The 22,383-nt window shown below is 60.5% G+C and carries 22 protein-coding genes; 9 read left to right on the top strand and 13 right to left on the bottom strand.

The features are described 5' to 3' along the window. Nucleotides 1-169 precede the first annotated feature (169 nt). Entirely contained in the window at nucleotides 170-1,327 is a 1,158-nt protein-coding gene (locus AC1DF8_RS33670; RefSeq protein WP_478157060.1) for an acyltransferase family protein, read from the bottom strand. Between the two features lie 204 nt (nucleotides 1,328-1,531). Beyond that, nucleotides 1,532-2,062, bottom strand: coding sequence for a dihydrofolate reductase family protein (locus AC1DF8_RS33665; protein ID WP_478157058.1), 531 nt, complete (start codon nucleotides 2,060-2,062; stop codon nucleotides 1,532-1,534). A gap of 331 nt (nucleotides 2,063-2,393) precedes the next feature. Between AC1DF8_RS33665 and AC1DF8_RS33660 the strand changes: the two genes are divergently transcribed. Then, entirely contained in the window at nucleotides 2,394-4,145 is a 1,752-nt protein-coding gene (locus tag AC1DF8_RS33660) for a hypothetical protein (protein ID WP_478157057.1), read from the top strand. 53 nt (nucleotides 4,146-4,198) lie between these two features. On the opposite strand, the gene AC1DF8_RS33655 is transcribed toward AC1DF8_RS33660, so the two are convergent. The 4 genes from AC1DF8_RS33655 to AC1DF8_RS33640 form a co-directional block, all read right to left on the bottom strand. Next, on the bottom strand, nucleotides 4,199-4,429 hold the full coding sequence (locus tag AC1DF8_RS33655) for a hypothetical protein (protein ID WP_018114917.1): 231 nt from the start codon (nucleotides 4,427-4,429) through the stop codon (nucleotides 4,199-4,201). A 332-nt stretch (nucleotides 4,430-4,761) separates the two neighbouring features. Beyond that, on the bottom strand, nucleotides 4,762-5,280 hold the full coding sequence (locus AC1DF8_RS33650; protein ID WP_478157056.1) for a hypothetical protein: 519 nt from the start codon (nucleotides 5,278-5,280) through the stop codon (nucleotides 4,762-4,764). An 82-nt stretch (nucleotides 5,281-5,362) separates the two neighbouring features. Then, nucleotides 5,363-5,998: a HEAT repeat domain-containing protein gene (locus AC1DF8_RS33645; protein WP_478157055.1), complete on the bottom strand. Its 636-nt coding sequence runs from the start codon at nucleotides 5,996-5,998 to the stop codon at nucleotides 5,363-5,365. A gap of 28 nt (nucleotides 5,999-6,026) precedes the next feature. Then, nucleotides 6,027-6,620 (bottom strand): dienelactone hydrolase family protein, encoded by a 594-nt coding sequence (locus tag AC1DF8_RS33640; RefSeq protein ID WP_113148486.1) that lies wholly within the window; start codon nucleotides 6,618-6,620, stop codon nucleotides 6,027-6,029. 260 nt (nucleotides 6,621-6,880) lie between these two features. Here AC1DF8_RS33640 and AC1DF8_RS33635 point away from each other — a divergent pair, with 260 nt between their 5' ends. Then, nucleotides 6,881-7,474, top strand: coding sequence for a hypothetical protein (locus AC1DF8_RS33635; protein ID WP_478157052.1), 594 nt, complete (start codon nucleotides 6,881-6,883; stop codon nucleotides 7,472-7,474). A 26-nt stretch (nucleotides 7,475-7,500) separates the two neighbouring features. Here AC1DF8_RS33635 and AC1DF8_RS33630 read toward each other — a convergent pair whose 3' ends face one another. From AC1DF8_RS33630 to AC1DF8_RS33620, 3 genes are all read right to left on the bottom strand, one after another. Further along, nucleotides 7,501-11,052 carry a type 2 periplasmic-binding domain-containing protein gene (locus AC1DF8_RS33630; RefSeq protein ID WP_478157050.1) on the bottom strand — a complete coding sequence of 1,184 codons (3,552 nt, stop codon included), beginning with the start codon at nucleotides 11,050-11,052 and terminating at the stop codon, nucleotides 7,501-7,503. Between the two features lie 743 nt (nucleotides 11,053-11,795). Next, nucleotides 11,796-12,050 carry a KTSC domain-containing protein gene (locus tag AC1DF8_RS33625; protein WP_018114907.1) on the bottom strand — a complete coding sequence of 85 codons (255 nt, stop codon included), beginning with the start codon at nucleotides 12,048-12,050 and terminating at the stop codon, nucleotides 11,796-11,798. A 158-nt stretch (nucleotides 12,051-12,208) separates the two neighbouring features. Beyond that, nucleotides 12,209-12,466: a KTSC domain-containing protein gene (locus AC1DF8_RS33620; protein ID WP_018114906.1), complete on the bottom strand. Its 258-nt coding sequence runs from the start codon at nucleotides 12,464-12,466 to the stop codon at nucleotides 12,209-12,211. Nucleotides 12,467-12,784: 318 nt separating this feature from the next. Here AC1DF8_RS33620 and AC1DF8_RS33615 point away from each other — a divergent pair, with 318 nt between their 5' ends. After that, nucleotides 12,785-13,342, top strand: coding sequence for a terminase small subunit (locus tag AC1DF8_RS33615; RefSeq protein ID WP_478157048.1), 558 nt, complete (start codon nucleotides 12,785-12,787; stop codon nucleotides 13,340-13,342). Then, the gene (locus AC1DF8_RS33610) at nucleotides 13,339-14,838 is read left to right on the top strand and encodes a terminase (protein ID WP_478157046.1); all 1,500 of its coding nucleotides are present in this window, start codon (nucleotides 13,339-13,341) and stop codon (nucleotides 14,836-14,838) included. Before AC1DF8_RS33615 ends, AC1DF8_RS33610 begins: the two co-directional genes overlap by 4 nt. Before the next feature lie 47 nt (nucleotides 14,839-14,885). Here AC1DF8_RS33610 and AC1DF8_RS33605 read toward each other — a convergent pair whose 3' ends face one another. Continuing rightward, entirely contained in the window at nucleotides 14,886-15,299 is a 414-nt protein-coding gene (locus AC1DF8_RS33605) for a winged helix-turn-helix transcriptional regulator (RefSeq protein WP_113017281.1), read from the bottom strand. Between the two features lie 89 nt (nucleotides 15,300-15,388). On the opposite strand from AC1DF8_RS33605, the gene AC1DF8_RS33600 reads away from it, so the two are divergent. Beyond that, nucleotides 15,389-16,264, top strand: coding sequence for an NmrA/HSCARG family protein (locus AC1DF8_RS33600; RefSeq protein WP_478157044.1), 876 nt, complete (start codon nucleotides 15,389-15,391; stop codon nucleotides 16,262-16,264). A 55-nt stretch (nucleotides 16,265-16,319) separates the two neighbouring features. Here AC1DF8_RS33600 and AC1DF8_RS33595 read toward each other — a convergent pair whose 3' ends face one another. Next, nucleotides 16,320-17,219, bottom strand: coding sequence for a LysR family transcriptional regulator (locus AC1DF8_RS33595; protein WP_478157042.1), 900 nt, complete (start codon nucleotides 17,217-17,219; stop codon nucleotides 16,320-16,322). A gap of 172 nt (nucleotides 17,220-17,391) precedes the next feature. Here AC1DF8_RS33595 and AC1DF8_RS33590 point away from each other — a divergent pair, with 172 nt between their 5' ends. The 4 genes from AC1DF8_RS33590 (at nucleotide 17,392) to AC1DF8_RS33575 (ending at nucleotide 20,238) form a co-directional block, all read left to right on the top strand. Further along, complete coding sequence (locus AC1DF8_RS33590) at nucleotides 17,392-18,045, top strand: hydrolase (protein ID WP_478157040.1); 654 nt, start codon at nucleotides 17,392-17,394, stop codon at nucleotides 18,043-18,045. Nucleotides 18,046-18,380: 335 nt separating this feature from the next. After that, nucleotides 18,381-18,818 carry a DUF6678 family protein gene (locus AC1DF8_RS33585; protein ID WP_478157038.1) on the top strand — a complete coding sequence of 146 codons (438 nt, stop codon included), beginning with the start codon at nucleotides 18,381-18,383 and terminating at the stop codon, nucleotides 18,816-18,818. A gap of 277 nt (nucleotides 18,819-19,095) precedes the next feature. Further along, complete coding sequence (locus tag AC1DF8_RS33580) at nucleotides 19,096-19,812, top strand: helix-turn-helix transcriptional regulator (RefSeq protein ID WP_478157036.1); 717 nt, start codon at nucleotides 19,096-19,098, stop codon at nucleotides 19,810-19,812. 54 nt (nucleotides 19,813-19,866) lie between these two features. Next, nucleotides 19,867-20,238 carry a DUF1330 domain-containing protein gene (locus AC1DF8_RS33575; RefSeq protein ID WP_112971810.1) on the top strand — a complete coding sequence of 124 codons (372 nt, stop codon included), beginning with the start codon at nucleotides 19,867-19,869 and terminating at the stop codon, nucleotides 20,236-20,238. 936 nt (nucleotides 20,239-21,174) lie between these two features. Here AC1DF8_RS33575 and AC1DF8_RS33570 read toward each other — a convergent pair. Continuing rightward, entirely contained in the window at nucleotides 21,175-22,020 is an 846-nt protein-coding gene (locus tag AC1DF8_RS33570; RefSeq protein WP_478157034.1) for a methyltransferase domain-containing protein, read from the bottom strand. A 152-nt stretch (nucleotides 22,021-22,172) separates the two neighbouring features. After that, a partial coding sequence (locus AC1DF8_RS33565; protein ID WP_478157032.1) for a hypothetical protein occupies nucleotides 22,173-22,383 on the bottom strand: 211 nt, incomplete at its 5' end.

Below are 22,383 nucleotides of genomic sequence, written 5' to 3'. Positions count from 1 at the left end.
CCCCGCCGGGGAGAAGGGACAGCGTCGTGGCTACCCGCTTCCTGTCAAAGCCTCAGTCGTTACATGAGATCCTGCCGCTTGCTCCCTCTTCTCCCCATCGGGGAGAAGGTGGCCCGAAGGGCCGGATGAGGGGGCCACGGCCACCAACGTCACAGCCCCGTAGCCGCCGCTACCGCCCCACCCCTTCCACGGCCGCCACCGGCGCCATCGCCGCCCGGCCCTCCCCGGTCGCCCTGCCCGTCAGCGCAAAGCGCCGCAACGACAGCACGGGCTTCTCGACGATGTGCCAGGAGACGGCAGCGACGCAGAGCACGACACCAATTGTCACCGCCGTCAGCATGACGACGCCGGGGATCGTGCCGACGAAGAAAGACGGCGCCAGGAAGATCGAAAGCTGGATGAACGGCACGTGGTAGAGATAGACGCCGTAGGAATAATCGCCGCGCCCGAGAATCTTCGGCAACGGCAGCCGCGACAGGCCCGCATAGATGGTGATGTAGGTGAGGACGGGGATGAGGATCAGGCGGTTTGCGACGCTTTCCGTGGCCCGCGTATCGAGCACGATCATCGCGATCAGCGCGACCGCGACGGAGATCGAGAAGAGCGCCCTGCTCATCGGTATCCGGCCCCTGAACTGGTAAGCGAGCACGCCACACAGGAAAGCCGTGATCAACTGGGCGCCGCGAATGACGAACAATGTATGGAGGCCGTATCCAACCCCTGGCCTGACCGGCACAAAATGCTCGATCGCAAGACCGGCGATGAGGAAAGCGGCAAGCAGCAGGAACGTTGCCGTCTGTCGTCGCACCACACCCGTTATCATCATGAATGCCATGATGATGTAACAAGTAATCTCCCAGGGAATGGTCCAGAGCGCGCCATTGACCTGCTGAATGGGATTGCTGGTGAAGACGCCGGGCAACTGCAACTGCACCATGCCGATGATGTTCATCAGATAGGCCAGGAAACCCGCATCGGTGAAGTATTCGCCAAGCGGCAGCGTGGTGACGGCCGGGCCGATAATGAAGGCGCAGATCAGGATATCGACCGCGAGAGCAGGAACGATACGCAGAGCGCGATTGAGCAGGAAATTCGCCAGATCGAGCCGCTGGGCGCTCGCCGTAATCAGAAAGCCGCTGAGCGCAAAGAACATCGGCACGAGGCTATATTCGAAAAACCACAGAACCGGGCCGTGCGCAGTTCCATAATAACCGTCTGCCGTGAGCACATGATAGAAGACGATGGTGAGCGCCAGCGCAAGACGCAGGAAATTGAAACCCGGCGCAATACCGTGATAGCTCGCCAGCACCTCGCCAAAGCTCTTCATCACCCCTCCGCAAAGCAGCCCCACACATCCCTCAGCCCGCCGAATGAAGCGCAACTACGCAGGTGGAAGGAATATTTGCGGATGCATCCTACATCCGAATTTTTCAACGAAGAGTTAGCGAACCCTGCGCGAAAACACAGCTTGTGCGGTATATTTTTGGGACAGACGGGTGCATCCATCTGGACGTATCAGCCGCCCCAACCCTCAGGCCGGAACATAGGTCAGCCTGATCACGTCCTCGTCCATTCGATCGCTCGCCACCAGGCGCAGCCGTGGCCGGGGCTCGGCGAAGAATGGTGTGCCGTGGCCGAGCACGACGGGATGGAAATAGAGCTGATATTCATCGATGAGACCAAGATCGGTCAGGCTTCGCGCCAGCTCCGATCCGCCAATGCCGATCTCCCCGGCAAGCCTGTCCTTCAGCCCGCCGATGACCGTTTCGAGCCCCTCGCCGACAAGCGTGGCATTGGGGCCGACCGACTTCAGCGAGCGCGACACGACCCATTTCTGTCGGCCCCGCCACGCCGCCGCGAATTCGCGTGCCGCCGCGTCCCACTCGGGGTGGTCCTCGTCCCAATAGCGCATGATCTCGTACATGCGGCGGCCGTAGACGATGGCGGCAGCACCCCGCACGCTTTCGATGAAGTGACGGAAGAGCACCGGACCGGGCGCAAACGCCTGATGATCGATGTACCCGTCCAGTGACACGTTCTCTCCGAAAACAAGCTTGGCCATGTCCTCTCCCTCCTCCGGAGCGCCGCGCGAACGCGGATCTGATTGCGCCGTGCAATCAGTTTCAGGATAGCTTAACCGGTTTTAATTCGCAATCAGTTTCCGGGATCTCGATGGGCCGGCGACTGCTGGTCGACGCCTCATCGGCAGGAAGATCTGTTCGCGCAGCTGACCGATAGCTGTGAGAGCGGGAATCGGGCAGTCATTTGCCTTGCGTTGCTTCGGTCGTAAATATTAATTCCAGATATAGAAATTACACCCGAGGTATAATAACGTATAAATCACAGCCATAAAGAACACATGATATATTGGTTCGGTTTCGACAAGAAATTCAATGGAATACATTCGATCTTTCATTGCGGACTGGTTTGGAACCTGGCAACATTTCTTCGCCTTGTGGGGATGGTTGCCTGCGATTTTGATTGCCGGCCTGATTTCGGGCCTGCTCGACGCCAAACAAGGCGCCAGGCTCGGACAGTTTGTCGGCATACCCCTTATCATGTGGGCGATCGTCGCCCTGACGCATGTAATTTACGCACTGATATTGCAGTATATCTGGCCGCCCATGGAGGCCCGCCTCGGACCGCTCGTTCAAACGCAGTATGGAGCGCTCTACGAGATCCTAGGGCCGGCAACCGGATTTTTTCTCCTGTCCTGCCCATTCGTCGTGCTCGTCTTGCTGCCGGGCGGCGACAGCAGGCTTCTCCGGGTCCTCAGAGTTGTCTTCGGAACATGGGCTGTGGTTGCGGGCTGCATCGGATTTTATCTCGCCGCCAACGGACTGCGTAACAATCTGGCGACGGCCTTCATCTATGGCGGCGCCATGCTGGGCCTGACGAGCTTCGACATATCGAAGCTGAACACGATGGCGACGCGCTATTCCTCCGAAACCCTGCTGCGCGGCTTCAAGATCCGCCGCATCGAGCGCGCCTGGGTCAAGGACCGGACTGTCGTCGTCCGTTTCGGTCTTTTCCTCGCCATCATCGCCCTCTTCTGGTTTGGGGTCGTTTTGAGCGAGGCGGTGCTCACCACCTTCTATTCCGCCGCGATCAGCGGTCTTCTGACGATCATCGGCTTTGCAGCCCTGGTCTTCACCTTCATCTACGAAGCCATCCCGACCATGCGGCTGAGGCGCGAGGTGGCGGCGGACACGCGCTCCGTGCAGCAGGCGGCAACCATCGCCGTCGTTGCATCGATCTTCGGCCTGATCCTGACGAAAGGCGAGCTGGCCCTGGGCGCTCCGAACCCTGACATGATGGGCTCGATCCGCGCCGGGCTTTTCGTCTGCGCCTTCGGCGGCCTCGTCCTGGCGACAGAGACCGTCATGATGCTGTTCAGGCTTGTGGCGACGGTGCTCGCCGACCTTGGTAATGCCAATGCCCCTGCCACCGTCATCTTCGATGAATCCCGCACCCCTGACGTCAACAGCGCGACATCGGAAACAGCGACCGGACTGTCCGAGTTGCGCAATTGCCTTGAGGACCGTGGCTGCAACGTCATTCCGCTGGCGGATGCGCCCTGGGAGAGCCTGGCCGGCACCCGTCGCCTCATCCTGGTGATCCCGAGAGTGAACCAGATGCTGGGCAATGCTCTTTTCCAGGGCTATGCGCGGGTCATCGAAGACGGCAATATCCTGCTGATGCTGACCGACCCGCAGGACTGGGAACACAAGCGCGCCTTTGCGCAGCATTTCGGCTTTTCAGAACCTCAGCTCGTCCAGGGCGAGAGCTGGCTGCCGGTGCGGTGCGCCGAGGCGGATGGCTCTGCAGGACGGTCCATCGGCGCCGTTCCGACCCCGCTGATCTTCCCGCAGGATGCTGGCGAGATTTCCCTCTTTGAACTGGCGTCGGGGGAGCCGGATGCCAACGGCCTGATCACGACCCAGTCCGTCGCCGTGGCGCGGCGGCTCGGAAATGGCTGGGTGGTCATCGCGTCCTCCGTGCCGGCCTTCCAGAATGCCCAGCTGCAGCAGAGCCGTGACTTCCGCCTCGTGCATGCGCTGTTCGACCAGTTGATGCAACTCCTGCCCGAGACCCGGCCTTCGACCCTTGCGCCCCGGCGCCTGACGCCGAGGCTGGTGCATTGATGTCAGCGACCCGGCGACCGAAGAAATTGCTGCACGTTCCTGCGCGACATGCCCTAGGTATCGGCAAGCCTGAGTTCGATCAGCTCACGCGCCAGCTCGTAGGTTCCGTCCTCGTCGTCGCCCGAGGCCTCGTCGATCATGTCGGCGGCGGCGCGGTAGACTTCGCGCTCTTCCTCGGGAGAAAGCAGGCCCTTGTTGCCAAGCACGGAAATGAGTGAATTCAGGACGGCGGCGGCCGATAGTGTCATTGCCTCGGACGTGAGACGCGTGGACTCTGCAGACATTTTACCCTCGATCGATAGAAGAACGCCTAAACAATACGTTGGGCCTTCAACAAGTTCCAAGTCGAGGTTACAGATCCGGCCCACCGCGGTATTGGGTTGATCTTATCGCGACAATAATGTCTGCACCACCCCCGAGGATTGCAAGAATTGGGCTAATCCGTCTAGGTAGATTTTATCTTGTGGATGTCATCATTTCGGCGATCCTGCCGGGGAGTTTTACCGCCATGCAACTTGGTTGACCCACACTGGCACAGCAACTGATAGTAGATTTAGAATTCGCTTACGCTGTTCTTGTTCGGGGGGCGTTCGCTCTCCCTCTCCGGTGACATGCCTCACACTCCATCCGGACCGGGCAGCCCATCATCCAGCCCCTTGGCAAACGCCTCGAAGCGCTTGTCATACGCTCCGAACGCCCCCTCCCCATCGAAAATACCCCAATATTTCCGGAACGACGGCTTCTCGATCTGCCGCCTGAGAAATGTCTCCCAGCCCGGCCAGAAATGCTCTGCTATCTCCGGCGTCTTGTGCCGTTCCAGATAGGCGCGCTCGAAGATCGAGATCATCATTTCGTAGAAAATGTCCCGCCGGTTGAGGTCATCAGGCGAGAGGTCGGCGGGCTCTTCCTGCCAGGGGAAGATGCCGAGATGGGGGTATTCGACAGAGAGTTCGAGCAGCCGGTGATAGGCATCGCTGATCGTCAGGTAGGAGCTGTTGAACTCCTGCTCCTTCGCCCTCACATGCTCACGCCGCGCCTTGATGAGCTCGACGACGCCGGCGACGATCGCGACGAAGGTGCCGACGGCCGTCAGCAGCGAGATGAGATCGGCATAGTCGAGCAGCGCATTGTGCATGGGCGCAGGCTACAGCTTCAAGTCGGCAGGTCAATCGGGACGGGCCGAAGGCCGTGAAGGCCGGGGATTGTAGGCAGCCTCGTCATTCGAACTTGCCGCCCGCAATCCACTCATAGGTCCTGGCAAGAATGGATCTTTTGTCTGCGGCCGGCGCAATGGTTGCGCTGAGCATCAGCTGCTCTTGCCCATGTCTGGCAATGACGGGATCTGCATCCTTGCTGAGCGCGAAAATCGCCGCCCGCGCTTCGGGCGTGTCGATCGCCCCGAGCGCATAGGCGGCCTTTCGTGCGAGGACGCGGTTCTCATCCCACTCCAGATAGCTGGGCACCCATCGGGTGGCCCAGTCCAGATCTTCGACTGCGCGAGGCGCTTTCAATGCCGCAAGCGCAAGAACGATGTCCTCGTGCCTGTGGTGCCAGTCTTGCCGCAGCAGCGTGAGAAGTACATCCACGCTTTCGTCGTTAAAACCGTAGACATGACCGACCAGCAGGGCGGGTTCCACATATTCGGGAACTCCTGAGACAAGCGCCTCGACCATCAACGTATTTGCGAGAATTCGCCCATCGCTTGCCTCGCGAAACTCCCTCAGAAATGCCTCCTTCTTGCTCCGCTGCTCTGCGGGCTCGTCGGGCAGAAGTCGAAAAAACTCCCAAATCTGCTCGCACTCTTCATCCGTCATAACTAACTCGTTGTTCAAAATGAGAATTTGAAATTGCAAAGCGCCCCAAGCCGGGAGATTTTCGGGCCTATCGGCCCGTATCAACGCGGTTCAGGAACGCCCGCACCCTGATCGTCAGCAGCCGGGTCGCATCCGCGTCATAGGAGGGCAGCGAGCTGTCGGCGAAATAGTGCTGGTCGCCGGGATAGAGGAAAAGCTCGGCGTCATCGGCCTCCTCCACGATCTCGCGGGCGGCATCGATATCGCCCTCGCCGACGAAGACCGGGTCGTTATCCATGCCGTGGATCTGCACCGGAACGCTGGCCGGCCAGGGTCCGAAGGCCCACTCCCCGCTGATCGGCAGGCAGGAGTAGAAAAGCAGGGCTCCGCGGGCGCCCGGCCGCGTCTGCGCGAGCTTCTGCGCCGGCAGCACCCCGAACGAGAACCCGGCATAGACGATCCCCGGAGGCAGCTCGTCGGCAAGGCGGACGCCGCGCTCCCGCATGGCGTCGAACCCGGTTGCACCGATATGGGCAAGACCCTCGGCAATACTCGGAAAGGTGCGTCCTTCGAAGAGATCGGGCGTATGCACCTTGTGACCGGCAGCCCTGATGTCATCGGCAAAGGCGCGCACGCCGGCGGTCAGCCCCTGTGCGTGGTGGAACAGCAAGACCTCGGCCATTGAGAAACTCCGGGTGGGATGATCTGGCGCACGTTCGGCCACTCTACAGGCTCATCACCGCGCCGGGAAGTGCGGACGCTTTATCGAAGGACCGTCAGGGCGCCCAATGACGAGGTCTTGTACAGGCTTATTCGCCCGGCAGCCTTTCAGGTTGCAACTGAATTGCCTCAGCTCCTGATTGCAAATCCATCATTCAGGCTTTTAATGGCCTGCAGATAAAGCGGCGGCGAAATGCCGCCTCCAGACTATGGGGAGATCTCATGCATAGCCGCTGGCGACCGTTCCTTCTTGCGATCACCCTCCTCCTTCCCGGCGTAGGCCTCGCCGAGGAGCCGCTGCCATCAGATGCGTTTCTGGACAAGTTTTCGTCGACACGCCACACGATTTACCAGTGTTCGACCACCACCAGGATCGTTGGTAAGAAGCTGATCGTTTGCTGGAGGGCCGCGCTCCTCATCAAGATGGCGGGAAAATATGCCGTTCCGCCGCTGACGATTGATGATGCCACCGCCTCGAGGATCATCGAGGAGACCGCAGGGAAAAAAGGGCCGGCCCGCTTTGCACCGTCCGCGCGCGAAAAGAGCCTGAACGGGATAGCCGGCACGGTCGCGAGCATTCTCGGCGAGCATGATCATCCCGACTTCGATATGATCAATTGCCTCGCGGAACTGGAATTCGAGGGGATCGAGGACAGCCTCAGCTGCAACTATGCCTATGCCAGGGTAAGGCTGATCATGGCAAACGTTGCCGATGCCGAACCCGGCGAATACAAGCTCGACAGGGCCGAATTCCCCTATGTCCTGCAGCAGGGATTGGAACGCGCCTATTCGGGGTCGAAAACCCCGCAACCTTAGCCGGCTGCCGCCGCGCCGACACCCATTCACTCGATGATCCCCGAGGTGCGCAGCACCGAAGACAGGATCGATCGTGCCCGCTCGCCCGCAGCCGCCAGCCAGGCGTTCAACGCGGCAGGCGCGGGCTTCTGTTCGGTCTCGTCTGCACAGGACCTGATGTCGCCGGCCGGGCGGGACACCGCTGAAGTTGGGCCTGTTCCGTCGCTCTGCGCCTTGTCGGGCGTGCCGCAGGGAACGAGATAGCCCTGCTCCGGATCGACCGCATTCAGCAGGTAGAGATAGGCGAGCGCAGAAGACATGCTGCGTTTGGGGAAATAGGAGGCGAAGCGCGCCGTTGCCGTCGAGCGGTGGGAAAAGATCTGGTAGACGCGCCTCTGCACGAATTGCACCAGCTCGGGATCGTCTCTGCTGACAAGCAGCGCATAGGGTTCGTAGGTCAGATATTCGGCGCCAATCAACTGCTCGACCGCGCAGGGCGTATTGCGGGCGTTCCAGCTGTCGAGCTTGCCGAGGATCAGCTCCCGATCGCCCATGAAGACCGGCCTCAGGCCCGGATTCGGGCTGCAGAACCACTGGATGAGATCCCCGTAATCCTTCATCGGGCAGAAATGATAATCACGCCAGGATCTCTTCTTCTTGTCAGCATCGCTGAGTTCCTTCTTCTCAAGAGGGTTGCAACGCGGATCGGTGACGGCAGCGGATATCAATTTGAGCGGATCGGGCTTCAGCGCGTCGTCGCACAGGACGATCGATTGCGCGGTCTGATCGCCCGACGTATTCGGGCTCGACCCGCAAATCTTGCCCACGGTGCTGATGAGATTGTTCGCCATCTGCTGCGACGGCAGCGGTAGAAAGGATGTCGTATCAGGCAGGATCGAAAGGGGCGCGAGGTCCTTCGCGCTTTGGAGCGCCTTTTCAAGCGATGTCTTGAAATCAGGTGGCAGCTCTATTTCGGGCGATACGCTGGCATCATCCGGCATCGCCTTTTCAGACGATGCCGGGGCGGAAGCACGCGAACCGGGATTGTCGGGCAGCAGCATCGCAATCCTGCGCCTGACCGCCGCCGCCGCATCGAGGAAACGGCAGCGCTCGTAGAGTGCCTTTCGCTGGGGCGGTGCCAGCCCCTTGAAGAAGTCGACCTGGCAGCTCTTGAAGGCAACGTCTGCGGCCGTCGTTGCCGAGACGTAACCGATCACGACATCGCCGGCATAGGTCGTCGCTTCCCGCGAATACCGGACGAGAAAGGAGACGCCGGAGGCAAAGACGATCGGCGAGTAGATGCTGTTCCAGTCCCGTTTGGACCGGCCATCGGCATCGTCGCCTGAATCGCCATTGGCGCTGATCGCCAATCCCGAAAAGCGCATGGTCACTGTATCGCAGAGAACCTCGACGGGCTTCTTGTCGCCGACCGTGTCCCCGTTCACCAGCTTGAAGCGTTCGGCCGTCGTGACCGACACTTCCTCGATCGTATATTCGCCGACCGAAAATATCTCGTGGCAGAGGTCCGCCAGATAGCCGATATGATGCGCCTTGCCGTGCCCATCACCGACGAGATAGGAGAACGGCTCGACATTGTCGCGGAAGCCGACGCGCACGTCGCGAGCGAAAACGGGCGTGCTCAGCACGAAGGTGGCGGCCATGAGGACCGCGCAGACAAACTCCGCCTGCTTTCGGTTGATCCGTCGCCGCGTTCGGCTGAAGCCGGGCTGGCCGAGGTTCCAGCTGGCGAGGAATACCAGGACCGTCAGGATGAGCCGGCTCAGCGTATCAGACCGCCGGCTGCATGCTGCGGTCGCAATTGTCTCCGCCCTGAAACAGTCGCCCGGCCAGCCGGGATCCCAGAACCAGCTATGGGCGATGGAGAGCACCAGCACCGAAGCGGCGCAGAGCACCGCATGGCCACGGACCGGCCTTCCATGCGCCCGCGCATCGGCCGCCGCCAGGCATATCGGCACCATGGGGAGAAGGGTGACGGCAAGGGTCGGATAATAGAGGATGAAGGGGGCCGATCCGCCGAAGAGCAGCGAATTGAAATGGTTCGCATTCTGGGCGATGGCAAAGGCCCGCAGCATCGCAACCCCGGTCAGTCCGAGGACCGAGACGGCGAGCGCCAGCGCAAGGCAACCCATCATCTGCGACAGGCGCGAGGAATTTCTATAGTCCCAATCCTGCTGGGCACCGACCCAGTCCTTGGTGTCCCACCGGTATTGACGCAGCGAAAAGGCCGCCAGAAGCGGCAGCCAGGTCAGCGAGGCGATCTTCAGGGTTTCGACCAGTGCCGTCAGCAGGACCCCGGCGAGGTTCGTCGTCTCCACATATTGACTGACGAGTTCCTGCGCGCCCTGCCAGGCGCTGGCGGCAAACAGGATGAAGACGGGGATGAGCGAGAGCAGCAGCCCCGCCTCCGGCCCGCTGCCGACGGCATCCGGCCGGTCGGTTTCGAGCAGCAGATCGGCAAGCGCATCGATCGGGTGTGCCAGGCCGGGCTTCGGCGCCCTGGCCGGCCCGCGAAAATCCGGGTCGCGCTCGAGGAAGATCGCCAGCAGCGTCACCAGTTCGAAACGGACCGCCGTCGCGTCCTTCATGACCTGCGAGATATAGTCGTCGAACCGGCTTTCGCTCGCGTCCAGATCGGGATTGTCAGGATTGGCGGCAGTGGCCGGATTGGTGGCCTTAAGATCGCCGGTTTCCTGCAGCCGGCGCTGAAAGCTGTTCAGCAGGGTATCGGCCTTATCGACGAACTTGGCTTCAGTGTCCCGCACGCGGGCTGAAACCTCGGCGCCCGGCCAGCTGCCGCGCGTCGTCTTCGCCCAGACGATCAGGAGCTCCAGCTGCGACAGTAGCGCGAGCAGCTCCCGGGTTCGCGACGTCCGCTTTCCGAGCAGCCACCTGACGCGTGGATAGCCATCGATCTGGGCCTGCCAGTTCTTGCGAAAGTGCCCCAGCATTTCGGCAAGCGAGCCCCTGCCCCTGTTGCGCAAATGCTCCCGGCGCTCGCCGCTGTGCCCCGGCGGTTCCTCCAGCGTGGCGATGAGGCTGCGGGTGGTCTGTTCGATGCGCACGGGAATGCCGGCCGCCCGGTAGGCGCGGTTGCGCAGCCACTCCTCGGCGATCCGCACCGGCGGCAGCAGATCCGCAAGCCCTGCGAAGGCGAAGGCAAGGGTCAGCGGCCATTGCGGACTGTCGAATTTCAACTCGGCAATATCGACGGAAATGCCGGCAACGGGGATCATCTGCGTTGCCTGGAAGATCAGCTTGCCGAAAAAGGTCAGCGACACATAGAGGATCAGCATCGCGCCGGCATAGATGAAATAGACCCTGTGGAGCGAATTCTGGCCACCGAGGTCCGTCGGGTCGAAATCGCGCAGCGCTTCCGAAGTGGCAGTGATATTCCGCCCCCTCGCCTTGAACCGCGGCCAGGAAAAGAAGGCCACGAAAAAACAGCCGAAAGCGAAAGCGTAGAGGAAAGAGGGCTCGAACCGAACGCCCATCATGGGCAGTTGCGGCATGTCGCTGATGGTCAGGCCCTGGTAGTTCCAGAGCGACCACGGGATATCCGCCGGCCAGGGATTATCCATCCGCCTCTCCAGAGATAGTGGCGCTCAAAGGTTCTCACGCGGAACCGGTCAGTGCCGGTGTATCCGGATTTTTCTGGCTAGCAGTTGCCGACATTCGGGTCGCACGGGCCCGCCACGGCAGCGGGCGGAACGACAGCGACGGTCGATATGCAGAGGCCGATAGCGATGAGTAGTACGAAGATACGCATGTTACCCTCCCTAACTCACTTTATAGTAGCATAATTGAAGAAACAGGGAAAGAGTTTCTGCCGAAAGCGGCAGTCTGGCCCAAGGAAAGACGCTACGAATTAAGGATTTATCGTTTTGTTAGCCAATATTTTGACTTGAGTGGACTACTATCTATCATTGAGTTAGCAAGTTCGAAACTATAACGGGCCTGTATTTCCCGGCTTGGCTGGAGACCGAACTTGGCGTCTCGCACAGCCCGGAAAGCGCCGCCTCCCGGCTCAGATCCCCCGGATATTCGCCACTAACTCATTGATCCTGAATAAGAATTTCTGAAAATGCAGCAAAAACGGCCAAAATTCCGGCTAAGTCATTGATCCTGAATAAGTGATCCACTTACTCCCAAACTTACGCGTAAAGAAATTCAAATCAGGAGAAAGCCTCCGGCGACGGAAAAAAATATAAAAGTTTTTCCGCTTTCCTGCGTCACTTATTCAGGATCAAGGACTTAGCTGTTTTTTAGCCATGCAGGCAGCATGAGACCGCCATCGGATCTCGCTGCGGCGATCCCGCCTGCCTCAATGATGATGGTCGCGGGAGCGCAGCCAATGGAAGGAAAAGTGCCGGTGGGCGTCGTCGCGGCGGAAGGCGTCGCGGATGTGCTGCGTGTAATACCAGCCGGGCGATGGCGCGGTGACCAGGTTTATGACGACGCCCTGGGGCACGTCGAAATATCGGCGGTGGCCTTTCAGCCGGTGCTCGATCTCGAGGATCCGCGTGACGGGATCATAGGTGATCTCGCTGATCAGATGCGATGCGAGTTTGACCGTCACCGCAACCGGGGGCTCATCGGAGGACCGGGCGGGATCATACGACTGCGTTCCTTGCTCGCCGGTTGCGGCAGCAGGGTTTGCTGTATGCTCGTCCCGTTCCCCCTCTCCGTTATGGTCCCCCTGCCCGTTATGGCCCCGTTGCCCGTTGTGGACTGGGCTCATCCCCGCCCCGCGCTTCCGGATTCCAGCGGGCGGTTCGAAGGCTCGATCTGGGATTCATAGAAATCCAGTTTGTCCTCGGCGATGCGCAGGCCGACGATATGTCCTTCGATGACATCGAGATGGGTATGCATGCTGCCGTCAGAAAATTCGACGACCAGCTTGGAAGGTTCTTCGCTATAGCCAATCCTGCTGATTTCCCTGTCCCGGTGCATCCTGTCAGATATACCGATAGCATTCTTAAGTTTTTCAAGCATAAGCGAACTCCTCTATTCTAATAAATCCTTGATTAATTCATTGCATGCGGCAACGATTATCGTTTAATTCAGTTAAATAGGGTGGTTAACGTCCGTATTTACGCGTAAAGGCTGCATTCCCTACTGATATTCTTGCGCCGCCATCACCTCGGGCGATTTTCCTCCCGCTAGGTCAGGCATGGAAAGCGGCTGAGGCCCCAAACGCGCAGTTCCCCGAAAAGGTTCCCGCCGGCCGTTCACAATTTTTCTTTTTCCTCCGCCCATTCATTGCGCCAACCGTTGCTCTGTTATCTCCCCGGCAAAGCGGGATGTGATGGCATGAGTGAACTGACGGCGCGGCAGCAGCGCTTTGTGGAGGAATATCTCGTCGATACTGTCGGCGCGCAGGCGGCGATAAGGGCGGGCTATTCGCCGCGCGGCGCGAAGGAGACTGCCTGCAGGCTGCTGAAGATACCTCATATTGCCGCAGCCATCGGCGAGGCGAAGGCCGAGCGCTCAGAGCGTACGCGCATCGATGCGGACTGGCTGCTGACGCGGCTTGCCGCCGAGGCCGAAGCCGATCTCGGCGATCTCTATGACGACAATGGCGATCTTCTGCCGATCCGGGAATGGCCCGAGATCTGGCGGCAGGGGCTGGTGACGGATCTCGAAATCTCCGCGCTCTACGAGGGCACGGGCAAGGAGCGCCGCGAAATCGGCCATGTGAAGAAGGTGAAGTTTGCCGAGCGGCTGCGCCGTCTGGAGCTGATCGGCAAGCATATCCGCATCAATGCCTTCAAGGAGATCATCGAGCACAAGGGCCTCTCCGCCCTCGCCGAGCGGCTGGAGCGGGCGCAAAGGCGCACTGAGACGCAAAACGATGGCGAGGCGGAATGACGCGCCGAAAGCCCCTGCCCGCCGCATCAGGCGAAATCAGCGATCCCAATGACGCGATCATCGAGCTTGCCGCCGCCTGCCGCTTCAGCCCGAAGCGCTGGAGCCGGCTCGCCTGGGACTGGGGCATGGGCGAGCTCAAGGGCTATGACGGCCCGCGCCCCTGGCAGGACGAGATCAATGAACTGATCGGCGCCCATCTTTCCGACCCTGCCACCCGCTACCAGCCGCTGCAGATATCCGTCGCCTCCGGCCACGGCATCGGCAAATCGGCGGAAATGGGCATGCTCTCCAACTGGGCCATGTCCTGCTTTGCCGATTGCAAGATCGTCACGACAGCCAATACCGAGGGCCAGCTGCGCACCAAGACGGCGCCCGAAATCGGCAAATGGTTCCGGCTTTCGATCACCGCCCACTGGTTCGATGTGCAGGCCATGTCCATCAAGTCGCGCGATCCCGAGCGCAGCGAAAGCTGGCGGCAGGATTTCGTCTCCTGGAGCGAGCACAATACCGAAGCCTTCGCCGGTCTGCACAATAAGGGCCGCATCATCCTCCTGCTCTTCGACGAGGCCTCGAAGATCCACGACAAGGTCTGGGAAGTGGCCGAGGGCGCGCTGACGGACGAGGATACGGTCATCATCTGGATCGTCTTCGGCAACCCGACCAGAAACAGCGGCCGCTTCCGCGAATGTTTCCGCCGCTTCCGCCACCGCTGGGTGGGAAGGCAGATCGACAGCCGCACGGTGCCCGGCACCAACAAAGAGTTCCTGCAACGTCTCGTGGACGATCACGGCGAGGATAGCGATATCGTCAAGGTGCGCGTGCGCGGCCAGTTTCCGAGCCAGTCCGCCATGCAGTTCATCTCCGCCGACGATGCCGACCGGGCCAGATCAACGCACCTGCGCCCCGAGCAATATGCCTTCGCACCCGTCATTTTGGGCGTCGACCCCGCCTGGACGGGCGACGACCCGACGGTGATCATGCTGCGCCAGGGCCTTTATTCGAAGCGGCTGGCGACCATTGCCCGCAACGACAACGATATCGAGGTCGCCAATCTCATCGCCCGGCTGGAGGATGAATACGAGGCCGACGCCGTCTTCGTGGATGCCGGCTACGGCACCGGCATCGCCAGCGCCGGTACCGTCATGGGCCGCTCGTGGCAGCTCGTCTGGTTCGGCTCGACGAAGGTGCTGGACCCCGGCTATTACAATATGCGCGCCTATATCTGGGGCCAGATGAAACGCTGGCTGAAGGCCGGCGGCGCGATCGATCCCGGCAATGAGGTTCTCTACCAGGATCTCGTGGGACCGGAGACCGTGGCGCGGCTGGACGGCAAGATCCAGCTCGAAAGCAAGGAAGACATGAAGGATCGCGGTCTGCCATCGCCCAATGAAGGCGATGCGCTGGCGCTGACATTCACGCAGCCGGTCGCAAAGAAGCTGCGTCACCGGTCGGAGACCGGGGTGAAGGCTGTGGTGGATTATGATGTCTATGGGTAGCGCGGCGTGGCRCAGTTGTTGCGTATTTGCGCGACATGCTCAAGAAATTACTTCAGGGCTTCGTCATAGGAGCGACGATGCTCTTCGACGACGGGCAGATTATCCCGGACCCACAGGTTGAAGCTCTCAAGAGCGTGCAGCACGCCGGCGCCCATATCGGTTAGTTCATATTCGACGCGCGGCGGTACTTCGGGAAAGTAATGACGCATCACCATGCCATCGCGCTCCAGGTTGCGCAGCGTCAGCGTCAGCATTCTCTGGGTGATCCCGTCGATCTCTTTTCTGAGCGCTGAAAAGCGCAGCCGTTGCTCATCGGCGAGAGACAGCCGCCACAGAACATGCACAGTCCACTTGTCGCCCAGCCTCGTGCAAATCCCGTTTGACGGGATCGGCCTGAATTGTGGTTTGTCCTCTGGTCCCTGAAGGGAACCGGGTCCGATACCATTGTCCAAGCGTATCATCCTTGTGCCTGACGCTGAAAAATGTGCCGTCTTCCGGCGATTTTCTACTCGTATATATGGACGGTCGTTGTTCAACGCGAGGGTTCCCAATGACCAATGACAAACATCCAATTCTCGTTTTCGGCGCCACCGGTCGTCAGGGCGGATCGGTCGCCAAAGCCTTGCTGAAAGCGAAGCGACCTGTCCGCGCACTTGTATTGAATACCGGGTCGCCGGCCGCGGTAGCCCTGCAGGAGGCCGGCGTCGAAATCGTGCCCGGATCGTTCGAGGACGAGGAGACTGTCCGGGCAGCGATGAAAGACGCATATGGCGTTTTCAGCGTGCTGCCGGCCAACCTGTCGGCGGAAGAGGAAGAACGTCTGGGGATTTCGATCGCCGACCTGGCCGTCGAAAGCGGCGTCGCGCATCTCGTTTATTCCTCGGGCGCCAGCGTCGGCGACAAGCCGACGGGTGTGGCGCGTTTTGACGCCAAGTCTCGCATAGAGGCGCATATCCGCAAACTGCCTGTCACGGCCACCATCGTCAGGCCGATGATCTTCATGGAAATGCTGGTGCGGCCCGGATTCGGCCTGGACAAGGGGCAGTTGCTCTCTCTCATCAGGCCGGAGCATTCGATCCAGCTGACCGCTGTGGACGATATCGGCAAATTCGTTGCGGCCATGTTCGCCGATAAGGCCCGGTTCGGCAGCGTCACCTTGAAAATCGCAAGCGACAGGCTGACCGGCTACGAACTCGAGGCCGCCCTGAGCGAAATCGCCGGCCGCACGATCGCCTATGCGCGTTTTCCCGACGATGTTCTTGCAGCCAATGCCGACCTCGCGCACATGGCCAGGAGCCTGGAAGATGGTCCACTGGCAGAACGTGTGGATCTGGATCTCATGCGCGAGATCAATCCGGAAATCCTCACTTTCCGCAGCTGGCTCGCCGGGATCGGCCGAAAGGCGTTCGACGAAGCCCTGGGGTAGAATGCGGCAGACACCCCTTTTGATGTCCGCAACGGGCCGACGGCAGCGTTGAACGTCACGCGACACCGACCGCCCGCATAGGCGCCGGAGCCTCTTCGAAACATTCGATCAGCATATCCGTCAGCACCCGCACTTTCCGCGTCGCATGCTGCCCCGACGGGCGGATGACGTAGATGCCGGCGGGCGGTGGCGGGTAGCGTGTCATGACCGCAACCAGCGCGCCGGAAGCCAGATGGTCGTGGGTCACGCCATCGGGGATCCAGGCGATGCCGACGCCGGCCAGGGCGGCGGCGGCGAGAGCGAGCGCGTTATCCGCCTTGAAGCGCCCGCGCGGATGAACCGTGATGACCTCCTCTCCATCCATGAACTGCCAGGCTTCCGTTCCCTGCATCAGGGCCTCATGGCCGGCGAGTTCCTCCGGCGTCTCCGGCGAGCCGTGCCTTCTGATATAATCCGGGCTCGCGACCAGCTTTCCGTAGAGCGGACCGATGCGTCTTGCGACCAGGTTCGAGTCCGGCAGGTAGCCGACCCGGATCGCGCAATCAAAACCCTCGGCGATGAGGTCGACGAAGCGGTCGCTGTAGGAGGCATGGATGTGGAGCTGCGGGTGGCGTTGCGCCATCTGCGCCAGCACGTGGGCGAAGTGGCTGGGGCCGAAGGAAACCGGCACGGCAATGCGCAGCCGGCCGCGTAGCTCGCCGGAAGGCAGGATCGTTTCCATGGCAGCGTCGATCTCGGAACCGACCCTGGCGGCATGGTCGCGAAAGGTGATCCCCGCTTCGGTGAGCGCCGCACCGCGGGTCGTTCGCGCCAGAAGCTGGACGCCGAGTTCGGCTTCAAGCCGGATGAGCCGGCGGCTGACCATGGACTTGGAAATGCCGAGCCGCCGCGCGGCGGGCGAAACGCCGCCGGCATCGGCTACTTCCACGAATGTCCTGAGATCTTCGATATCCACGGTTGGCGTTCCTCATCTTGCGACACAGCTTGGCAGAACCGGAGGCTACCGTATCGAAATCCGGAATGACAGTGTCCGTCTCGCAGGCGGCGCCGCTGTCAGCGCATGTCTGTCTCAATGTCGAGAAACATCCAGACCGAACTCATACAAGACGGCAGCAGAGGATCCCTTCATGACCTTTCGTAATGGCCTTGCTTCGCTTCTCCGCCCGGAAGATTCCGTACTCGTCCTGATCGACCACCAGCCCTACCAGCTCGCGAACCTGAACAGCCATGATCCGCAGATGGTGGTCAACAATTCGACGGCTCTGGCAAAGGCCGCCAGGGCTTTCGGCGTGCCGACCATCCTGACCAGCGTCGTCGCCGCGCGCGGCGGCCTCATCTTCCCGCAGATCACCGATGTGTTCCCGGGCCAGGAGGTGATCGACCGGACCTTCATCAACACCTGGGAGGACAGGAAGGTGGGGGATGCGGTCAAGGCAACGGGCCGCAAGCAGCTGATCATCGCGGGCCTCTGGACCGAGATCTGCGTCGCCATGCCCGTCATCCAGGCTCTCGGCGAAGGCTGGGATGTCACTGTCATCACCGACGCCTCGGGCGGCACGTCGATCGAGGCTCACGAGGTGGCCATCCAGCGCATGATCGCGGCGGGCGCCAACATGATGACCTGGGTGGCGCTGGCCGCCGAATGGCAGCGCGACTGGGCGCGCACCGAACACGCCGACGAGCTGACCGACATCTTCAAGCAGCATGCCGCCGGCAGCGGCATTGCCTATCTCTGGGAGCAGCAGCTGCTCAACACGCCGGTGCCCGGCAAGGCAGGCTGATCTGAGCCGGGGATGACGGGAACCCTGACCGAAGCGGCGAACAAGGCTTCGCCGCGTGCCGGGCTCGTCATCCCACCCGCTGCATGGCCCGCTCGGGCCGGAGCTGTCATTGAACCGCCCAAGGCCTCGGTTGCCAGAGTTCCCGACAACAGGAAGCCGAATTTGCAATGCCATCGACCGGCAGGCATGCGGAGCGGGCAGCTTTGCGTCGATACCGTTGAAAAACTCGTTGCAACTCTGCATTGGGACGCGCCTTCACGGTGTTCATGTCTTTCGTTAGCTGTGCTACGGAATGAGTAGGAGCGATTTGATCGGACGCCCCTCGGAGATGCAGCATGTGGAAGAACCAACCTGTCGATATGATGGCGCGTCGTTTGGAGTCGAAGAAGTTTGCGTCGGAGACCTATGCGGCCTCGTTGATGTCGAACAGCAAATGGCGGACGCTGTTCGAGGCTATCGAAGAGTCTGCGGTTAAAGTTGAGGGGATGGCGGTCAAGTTCATTGATGACGATAAGGAGTGGTCGCCCGTATATCCCGGATTGTATCCTCCTCGTGCCTATATCGATCTCTGGCCCCTTAACGTCTATCCTTTAGTGGAGATCGAGTGGGTCGAGTTTCGACGAATTGTCGAGTGGAAGCGGCCGAATAATGTTCCTGCGAAACTGGTGCCACAAGATATAGATGCGATCCTGACCGTTATTGAAAGCACAGGTAAGCGCTTTCCCCTTGAGGTCTCCGGAGAGGCAATTCGGGTCATCGGGCACGTGAAGTGAAGAAGCTCGGTGCCTGATATTGCTCCTACCTAGGGCGCTTGATTCAATCACCGCACCGATTGGGCAGCTCCGGTACGCCTCTTCCAGGCTGGCCAAACTCAGGCCACCACATGCCTCATTGCCGCCTGGGAATGTTGAAGTCCCGTCTCTTGTAAATTCTCAAGGTCGACTATCTTCGGGTCGGCTGCTTCCGGTCGCAAGAAGGTCCCGGTTTGCTGGAGACCTGGCGTCGGATGCGTGAATGAGAGCATGGGACTGGCCTCGGAAGAAACTGGATATGTCGAGAACGAACCGTCTGTTTGAGCTTATAAGCGTGCTGCGAGCACGCAGGAGGCCGGTCACGGCCCTCGATCTTGCGCGTGAGCTGGGCATTTCGCTGCGAAGCATATACCGGGACATTGAAACGCTGCGGTCGCTGGGCGCTCCCGTCAAGGGACAGGCGGGTATTGGCTACTCTTTGGGACCGGGCTTCTTTCTGCCGGAATTCGCTTTTTCGCCGGATGAGTTGGACGCGTTGATCCTTGGCCTCGCCTGGGTGCAGCAGCGCGCCGATCCTGCGCTGGCRCAGGGCAGCGAAAGCGCTCTGGCAAAAATAATTTCCGCCCAAAAGAACGGCCCGGCGACGAAGGATGGGCCGCCTGCCCTCGCGGCGGCCTCGGTTTCCCAGCGTGTGGACCCTCCGCAGGCCGCCTCATTGCGCGATGCCATCCATCGGCAGCGCAAAGTGGCGATCAGCTATGAAGACGCTCACGGCTCGCTCTCGGATCGCATCATCTGGCCRATCGCCATCGTCTATTTCGACGACGTGCGCGTCCTGGCGGCCTGGTGCGAACAGAGATCGGCCTTCCGCCACTTCCGCGTCGATCGTCTGCAGGTGAAGGCGATTTCGGACGAGCGCTACCCCGGTCGACGCCAGTCGATCATGAAACAGTGGCAGCAACAGGATCGCGACTGGCGCTCGTTCCTGCCAGTTTCTGGCACTGCGACAGGCTAACAATTGACCGGCGCACCCACACCCACTCCCGGTGCCGTGTCAAAGGAAAGTTAGATGGTTTCATTCTCACCCGCCGTGTTCGACGCCTTCCTGGCCGAAGACGACGATTCAGCCGTCGTCATGCTGAACCTCATCCGGTTCGAGCCCGATGGCGGCAAGCAAAGATATCTGGAATACCTGCGGATGGCGAAGCCGATCCTGGCTCGCTTCGGCGCGAAAATCCTGTTTGGCGGAAATGGCCTGCCTGTGCTGACGACCGGGCAGGAAAAGGGTTGGGATGCTGTCGTGCTGGTCCAGTATCCGCGCCGGTCCGCATTCAAGGACATGGTTGCGGATCCGGAATACCAGATTGCCTTCAAGGTCGGAGTATCGGCGATCTCCGATATCGTCCTGCAGCCTCTGAAACCTGACGACGGTATGGTGTGATGGCGGGGAACGACAGTCACACAGCCGCCCCCCGGCCGCCTGCACGGCGGCAGTATTGACCCGGCAACGACCGCTTCGCAACGGAGCGGTCGTTGGCGGCCACAAGGGCGGCATCATGGAGCGAGTGCCACAAGATTCCCGTGACCTTTGATGTCTTGGCTTCGGAGCTTGGACGATCTGGTAGCGGTCGAGGTTGGCGGGTCGAAACCGACAACTAGCGGCGACCGACGCGGTTAACTGGACCACCCTTATTTACAGCAGTTCCCTGCGTCACCGTACCACGCGCTGCACGAGCAACCGGGCGCGGCCTCAGCACCACCCCGGGTCTTACGACGCAGCCCGCCGGATAACTGATATATTGACAGTAGACGACGGCATTTGCGGTATCGATGGGCGGCGYCGTAAATCCAATCGTCAGAAAGGCAAGTGACGCAGCAGCAATTCGTTTCATATTCGCCTCCTATGTCTTCGATACTTCCCGAGAAGCACTGCGGTTGCTCCCACTCCCACCTGTGGCCTGATCAATGCCATTGAACAGGCCACGGTGCGGACAAACGCTTTGATAATGCGGAACGTCAGGACCGGTCATGGCCGGCCTCCCACAAGCGGCAACATCATAACATTCGAACCAATTCTTGGCCCGTAACATCACGTAGAATCGGTTCCGTGCTGCTATGCCTGCGGCGGCTGATCGGCGTCGCCGACGGCTTTGGATGTCTCCTTTGGGCCGGAAGCGGTCGTTGGCTCCAAAAAGGACGGCATGCATCATGGAGCGAGTGCCACAAGACCTCTGATGTCTTGCCTCCGGAGCTTTGCGATCGCGATCGCTTGGGAGCGGAAGCATAAGTTGGCGGGACCGCACTGCGCATGCTGCGCCCCTCGCCACTCAGGTATCATCGCAATAGATCGCGGGGCAGATCGTGACGACGGAGGTGCTTAAGACCTCGGCACAATACCCAGGCTGAGTACCCACATTTCGCGATAGCAGAAATCGGGGTCACCAATCAGGCGTTCCGGCTCTTCACCGATCGCGTTCCATTGGCGATGATCCGCTTCTGTCAAGTCGCGCGTTCTGGCCAGTCCGGACAGGAATTCCAGATTGTTGCGAATGTATTCGCGCTCCGCGGACGTGAGCGGCTGACGGCGTTCCGCGAGCGTCGTGATTGCAGAGACCTTCTCAAGGCCCGCCGCTCGAAACCACGCCGATACGCGCGTTCCCCTCATTGCGCCGGACATCTGCACGTCATCAGACAGCGCGTCGAGCAGACGCCACATCAGTTTGGGATCCTGCGGCTGATACTGCCAAACCGAGATATCGACCTCCTTCACCGCCACAAGTCCGCCCGGCTTTACGACGCGGCAGAATTCGGCGATTGCTTGTGTCAGCTCCACATCGCTCAGATACTGGACGACGTTCGCGCTCCAGACCGCATCGAATGTGCCCGTCTCATAGGGCAGCGCGAGGATGTTGCCCATTCGCGCTCTTATTGGACAGGCAAACCGCTCGCTTGCAATCAAGCCTTCGATTGCCTCGAGATTTTCCCGCGCCAGATCACAAGCCTCGATATGCCCTTCGGGGCCCAGCAACTCCGCCATTAGAGGCAGGAAGACCCCGTTGCCTGCACCCGCGTCGAGCACTGACCAGCCGGACCGGATGCCGGCGGCGCGAAGGGTGGCATCATATTCGCCCTTCAGCGCCAGGTAGTGAAGATTGAGATGTCCTCCGGCGCTGAGCTTATGGCCGGACGACGTGATGTGTTCGGAATCTGAAGCGTTGCTCATCTGCCTGTCCGGTCCGAGTTCACAACAACTGCTTTAGGGAAATGTAACTTCTGGTTCCGCCTGGTCTGCCATATGCTGCGGCGCCGATTGAAGTCCGGTTCGCCTTTTATCTCAATATTAGCAATCAATAAAATATAGATCGTCCGGGACTGTCAACCATCGCGCGTTCCGGCGAACGAAGAGCGCCTTGCCTGAGCCTCTATCGTAAGCGCGAATTTCTGTGCGCCTTCTGAAGCGCAGTGCTCTGATGCATGAAGTGTCCACCAAAAATAGGTGGACACCAAATCATGGACGATACTCCTAAACTGCAGGTGCGGCTTGTTGGCCGCGACGGCCGCCGTCGATATGACCCCGATATGACCC

Source organism: Rhizobium sp. 05N49, assembly GCF_056396805.1.
The sequence above is the reverse complement of the archived record's forward strand: the minus strand, read 5'-3'. Positions and strand labels throughout refer to the sequence as shown.

What these genes read in the sequence shown, in the direction of transcription:
- AC1DF8_RS33670 (WP_478157060.1), bottom strand. Translation starts at nt 1,327, where the DNA reads ATGAAGAGCTTTGGCGAGGTGCTGGCGAGCTATCACGGTATTGCGCCG.
- AC1DF8_RS33665 (WP_478157058.1), bottom strand. Translation starts at nt 2,062, where the DNA reads ATGGCCAAGCTTGTTTTCGGAGAGAACGTGTCACTGGACGGGTACATC.
- AC1DF8_RS33660 (WP_478157057.1), top strand. Translation starts at nt 2,394, where the DNA reads ATGGAATACATTCGATCTTTCATTGCGGACTGGTTTGGAACCTGGCAA.
- AC1DF8_RS33655 (WP_018114917.1), bottom strand. Translation starts at nt 4,429, where the DNA reads ATGTCTGCAGAGTCCACGCGTCTCACGTCCGAGGCAATGACACTATCG.
- AC1DF8_RS33650 (WP_478157056.1), bottom strand. Translation starts at nt 5,280, where the DNA reads ATGCACAATGCGCTGCTCGACTATGCCGATCTCATCTCGCTGCTGACG.
- AC1DF8_RS33640 (WP_113148486.1), bottom strand. Translation starts at nt 6,620, where the DNA reads ATGGCCGAGGTCTTGCTGTTCCACCACGCACAGGGGCTGACCGCCGGC.
- AC1DF8_RS33635 (WP_478157052.1), top strand. Translation starts at nt 6,881, where the DNA reads ATGCATAGCCGCTGGCGACCGTTCCTTCTTGCGATCACCCTCCTCCTT.
- AC1DF8_RS33630 (WP_478157050.1), bottom strand. Translation starts at nt 11,052, where the DNA reads ATGGATAATCCCTGGCCGGCGGATATCCCGTGGTCGCTCTGGAACTAC.
- AC1DF8_RS33620 (WP_018114906.1), bottom strand. Translation starts at nt 12,466, where the DNA reads ATGCTTGAAAAACTTAAGAATGCTATCGGTATATCTGACAGGATGCAC.
- AC1DF8_RS33615 (WP_478157048.1), top strand. Translation starts at nt 12,785, where the DNA reads ATGAGTGAACTGACGGCGCGGCAGCAGCGCTTTGTGGAGGAATATCTC.
- AC1DF8_RS33610 (WP_478157046.1), top strand. Translation starts at nt 13,339, where the DNA reads ATGACGCGCCGAAAGCCCCTGCCCGCCGCATCAGGCGAAATCAGCGAT.
- AC1DF8_RS33605 (WP_113017281.1), bottom strand. Translation starts at nt 15,299, where the DNA reads ATGATACGCTTGGACAATGGTATCGGACCCGGTTCCCTTCAGGGACCA.
- AC1DF8_RS33600 (WP_478157044.1), top strand. Translation starts at nt 15,389, where the DNA reads ATGACCAATGACAAACATCCAATTCTCGTTTTCGGCGCCACCGGTCGT.
- AC1DF8_RS33590 (WP_478157040.1), top strand. Translation starts at nt 17,392, where the DNA reads ATGACCTTTCGTAATGGCCTTGCTTCGCTTCTCCGCCCGGAAGATTCC.
- AC1DF8_RS33585 (WP_478157038.1), top strand. Translation starts at nt 18,381, where the DNA reads ATGTGGAAGAACCAACCTGTCGATATGATGGCGCGTCGTTTGGAGTCG.
- AC1DF8_RS33575 (WP_112971810.1), top strand. Translation starts at nt 19,867, where the DNA reads ATGGTTTCATTCTCACCCGCCGTGTTCGACGCCTTCCTGGCCGAAGAC.
- AC1DF8_RS33570 (WP_478157034.1), bottom strand. Translation starts at nt 22,020, where the DNA reads ATGAGCAACGCTTCAGATTCCGAACACATCACGTCGTCCGGCCATAAG.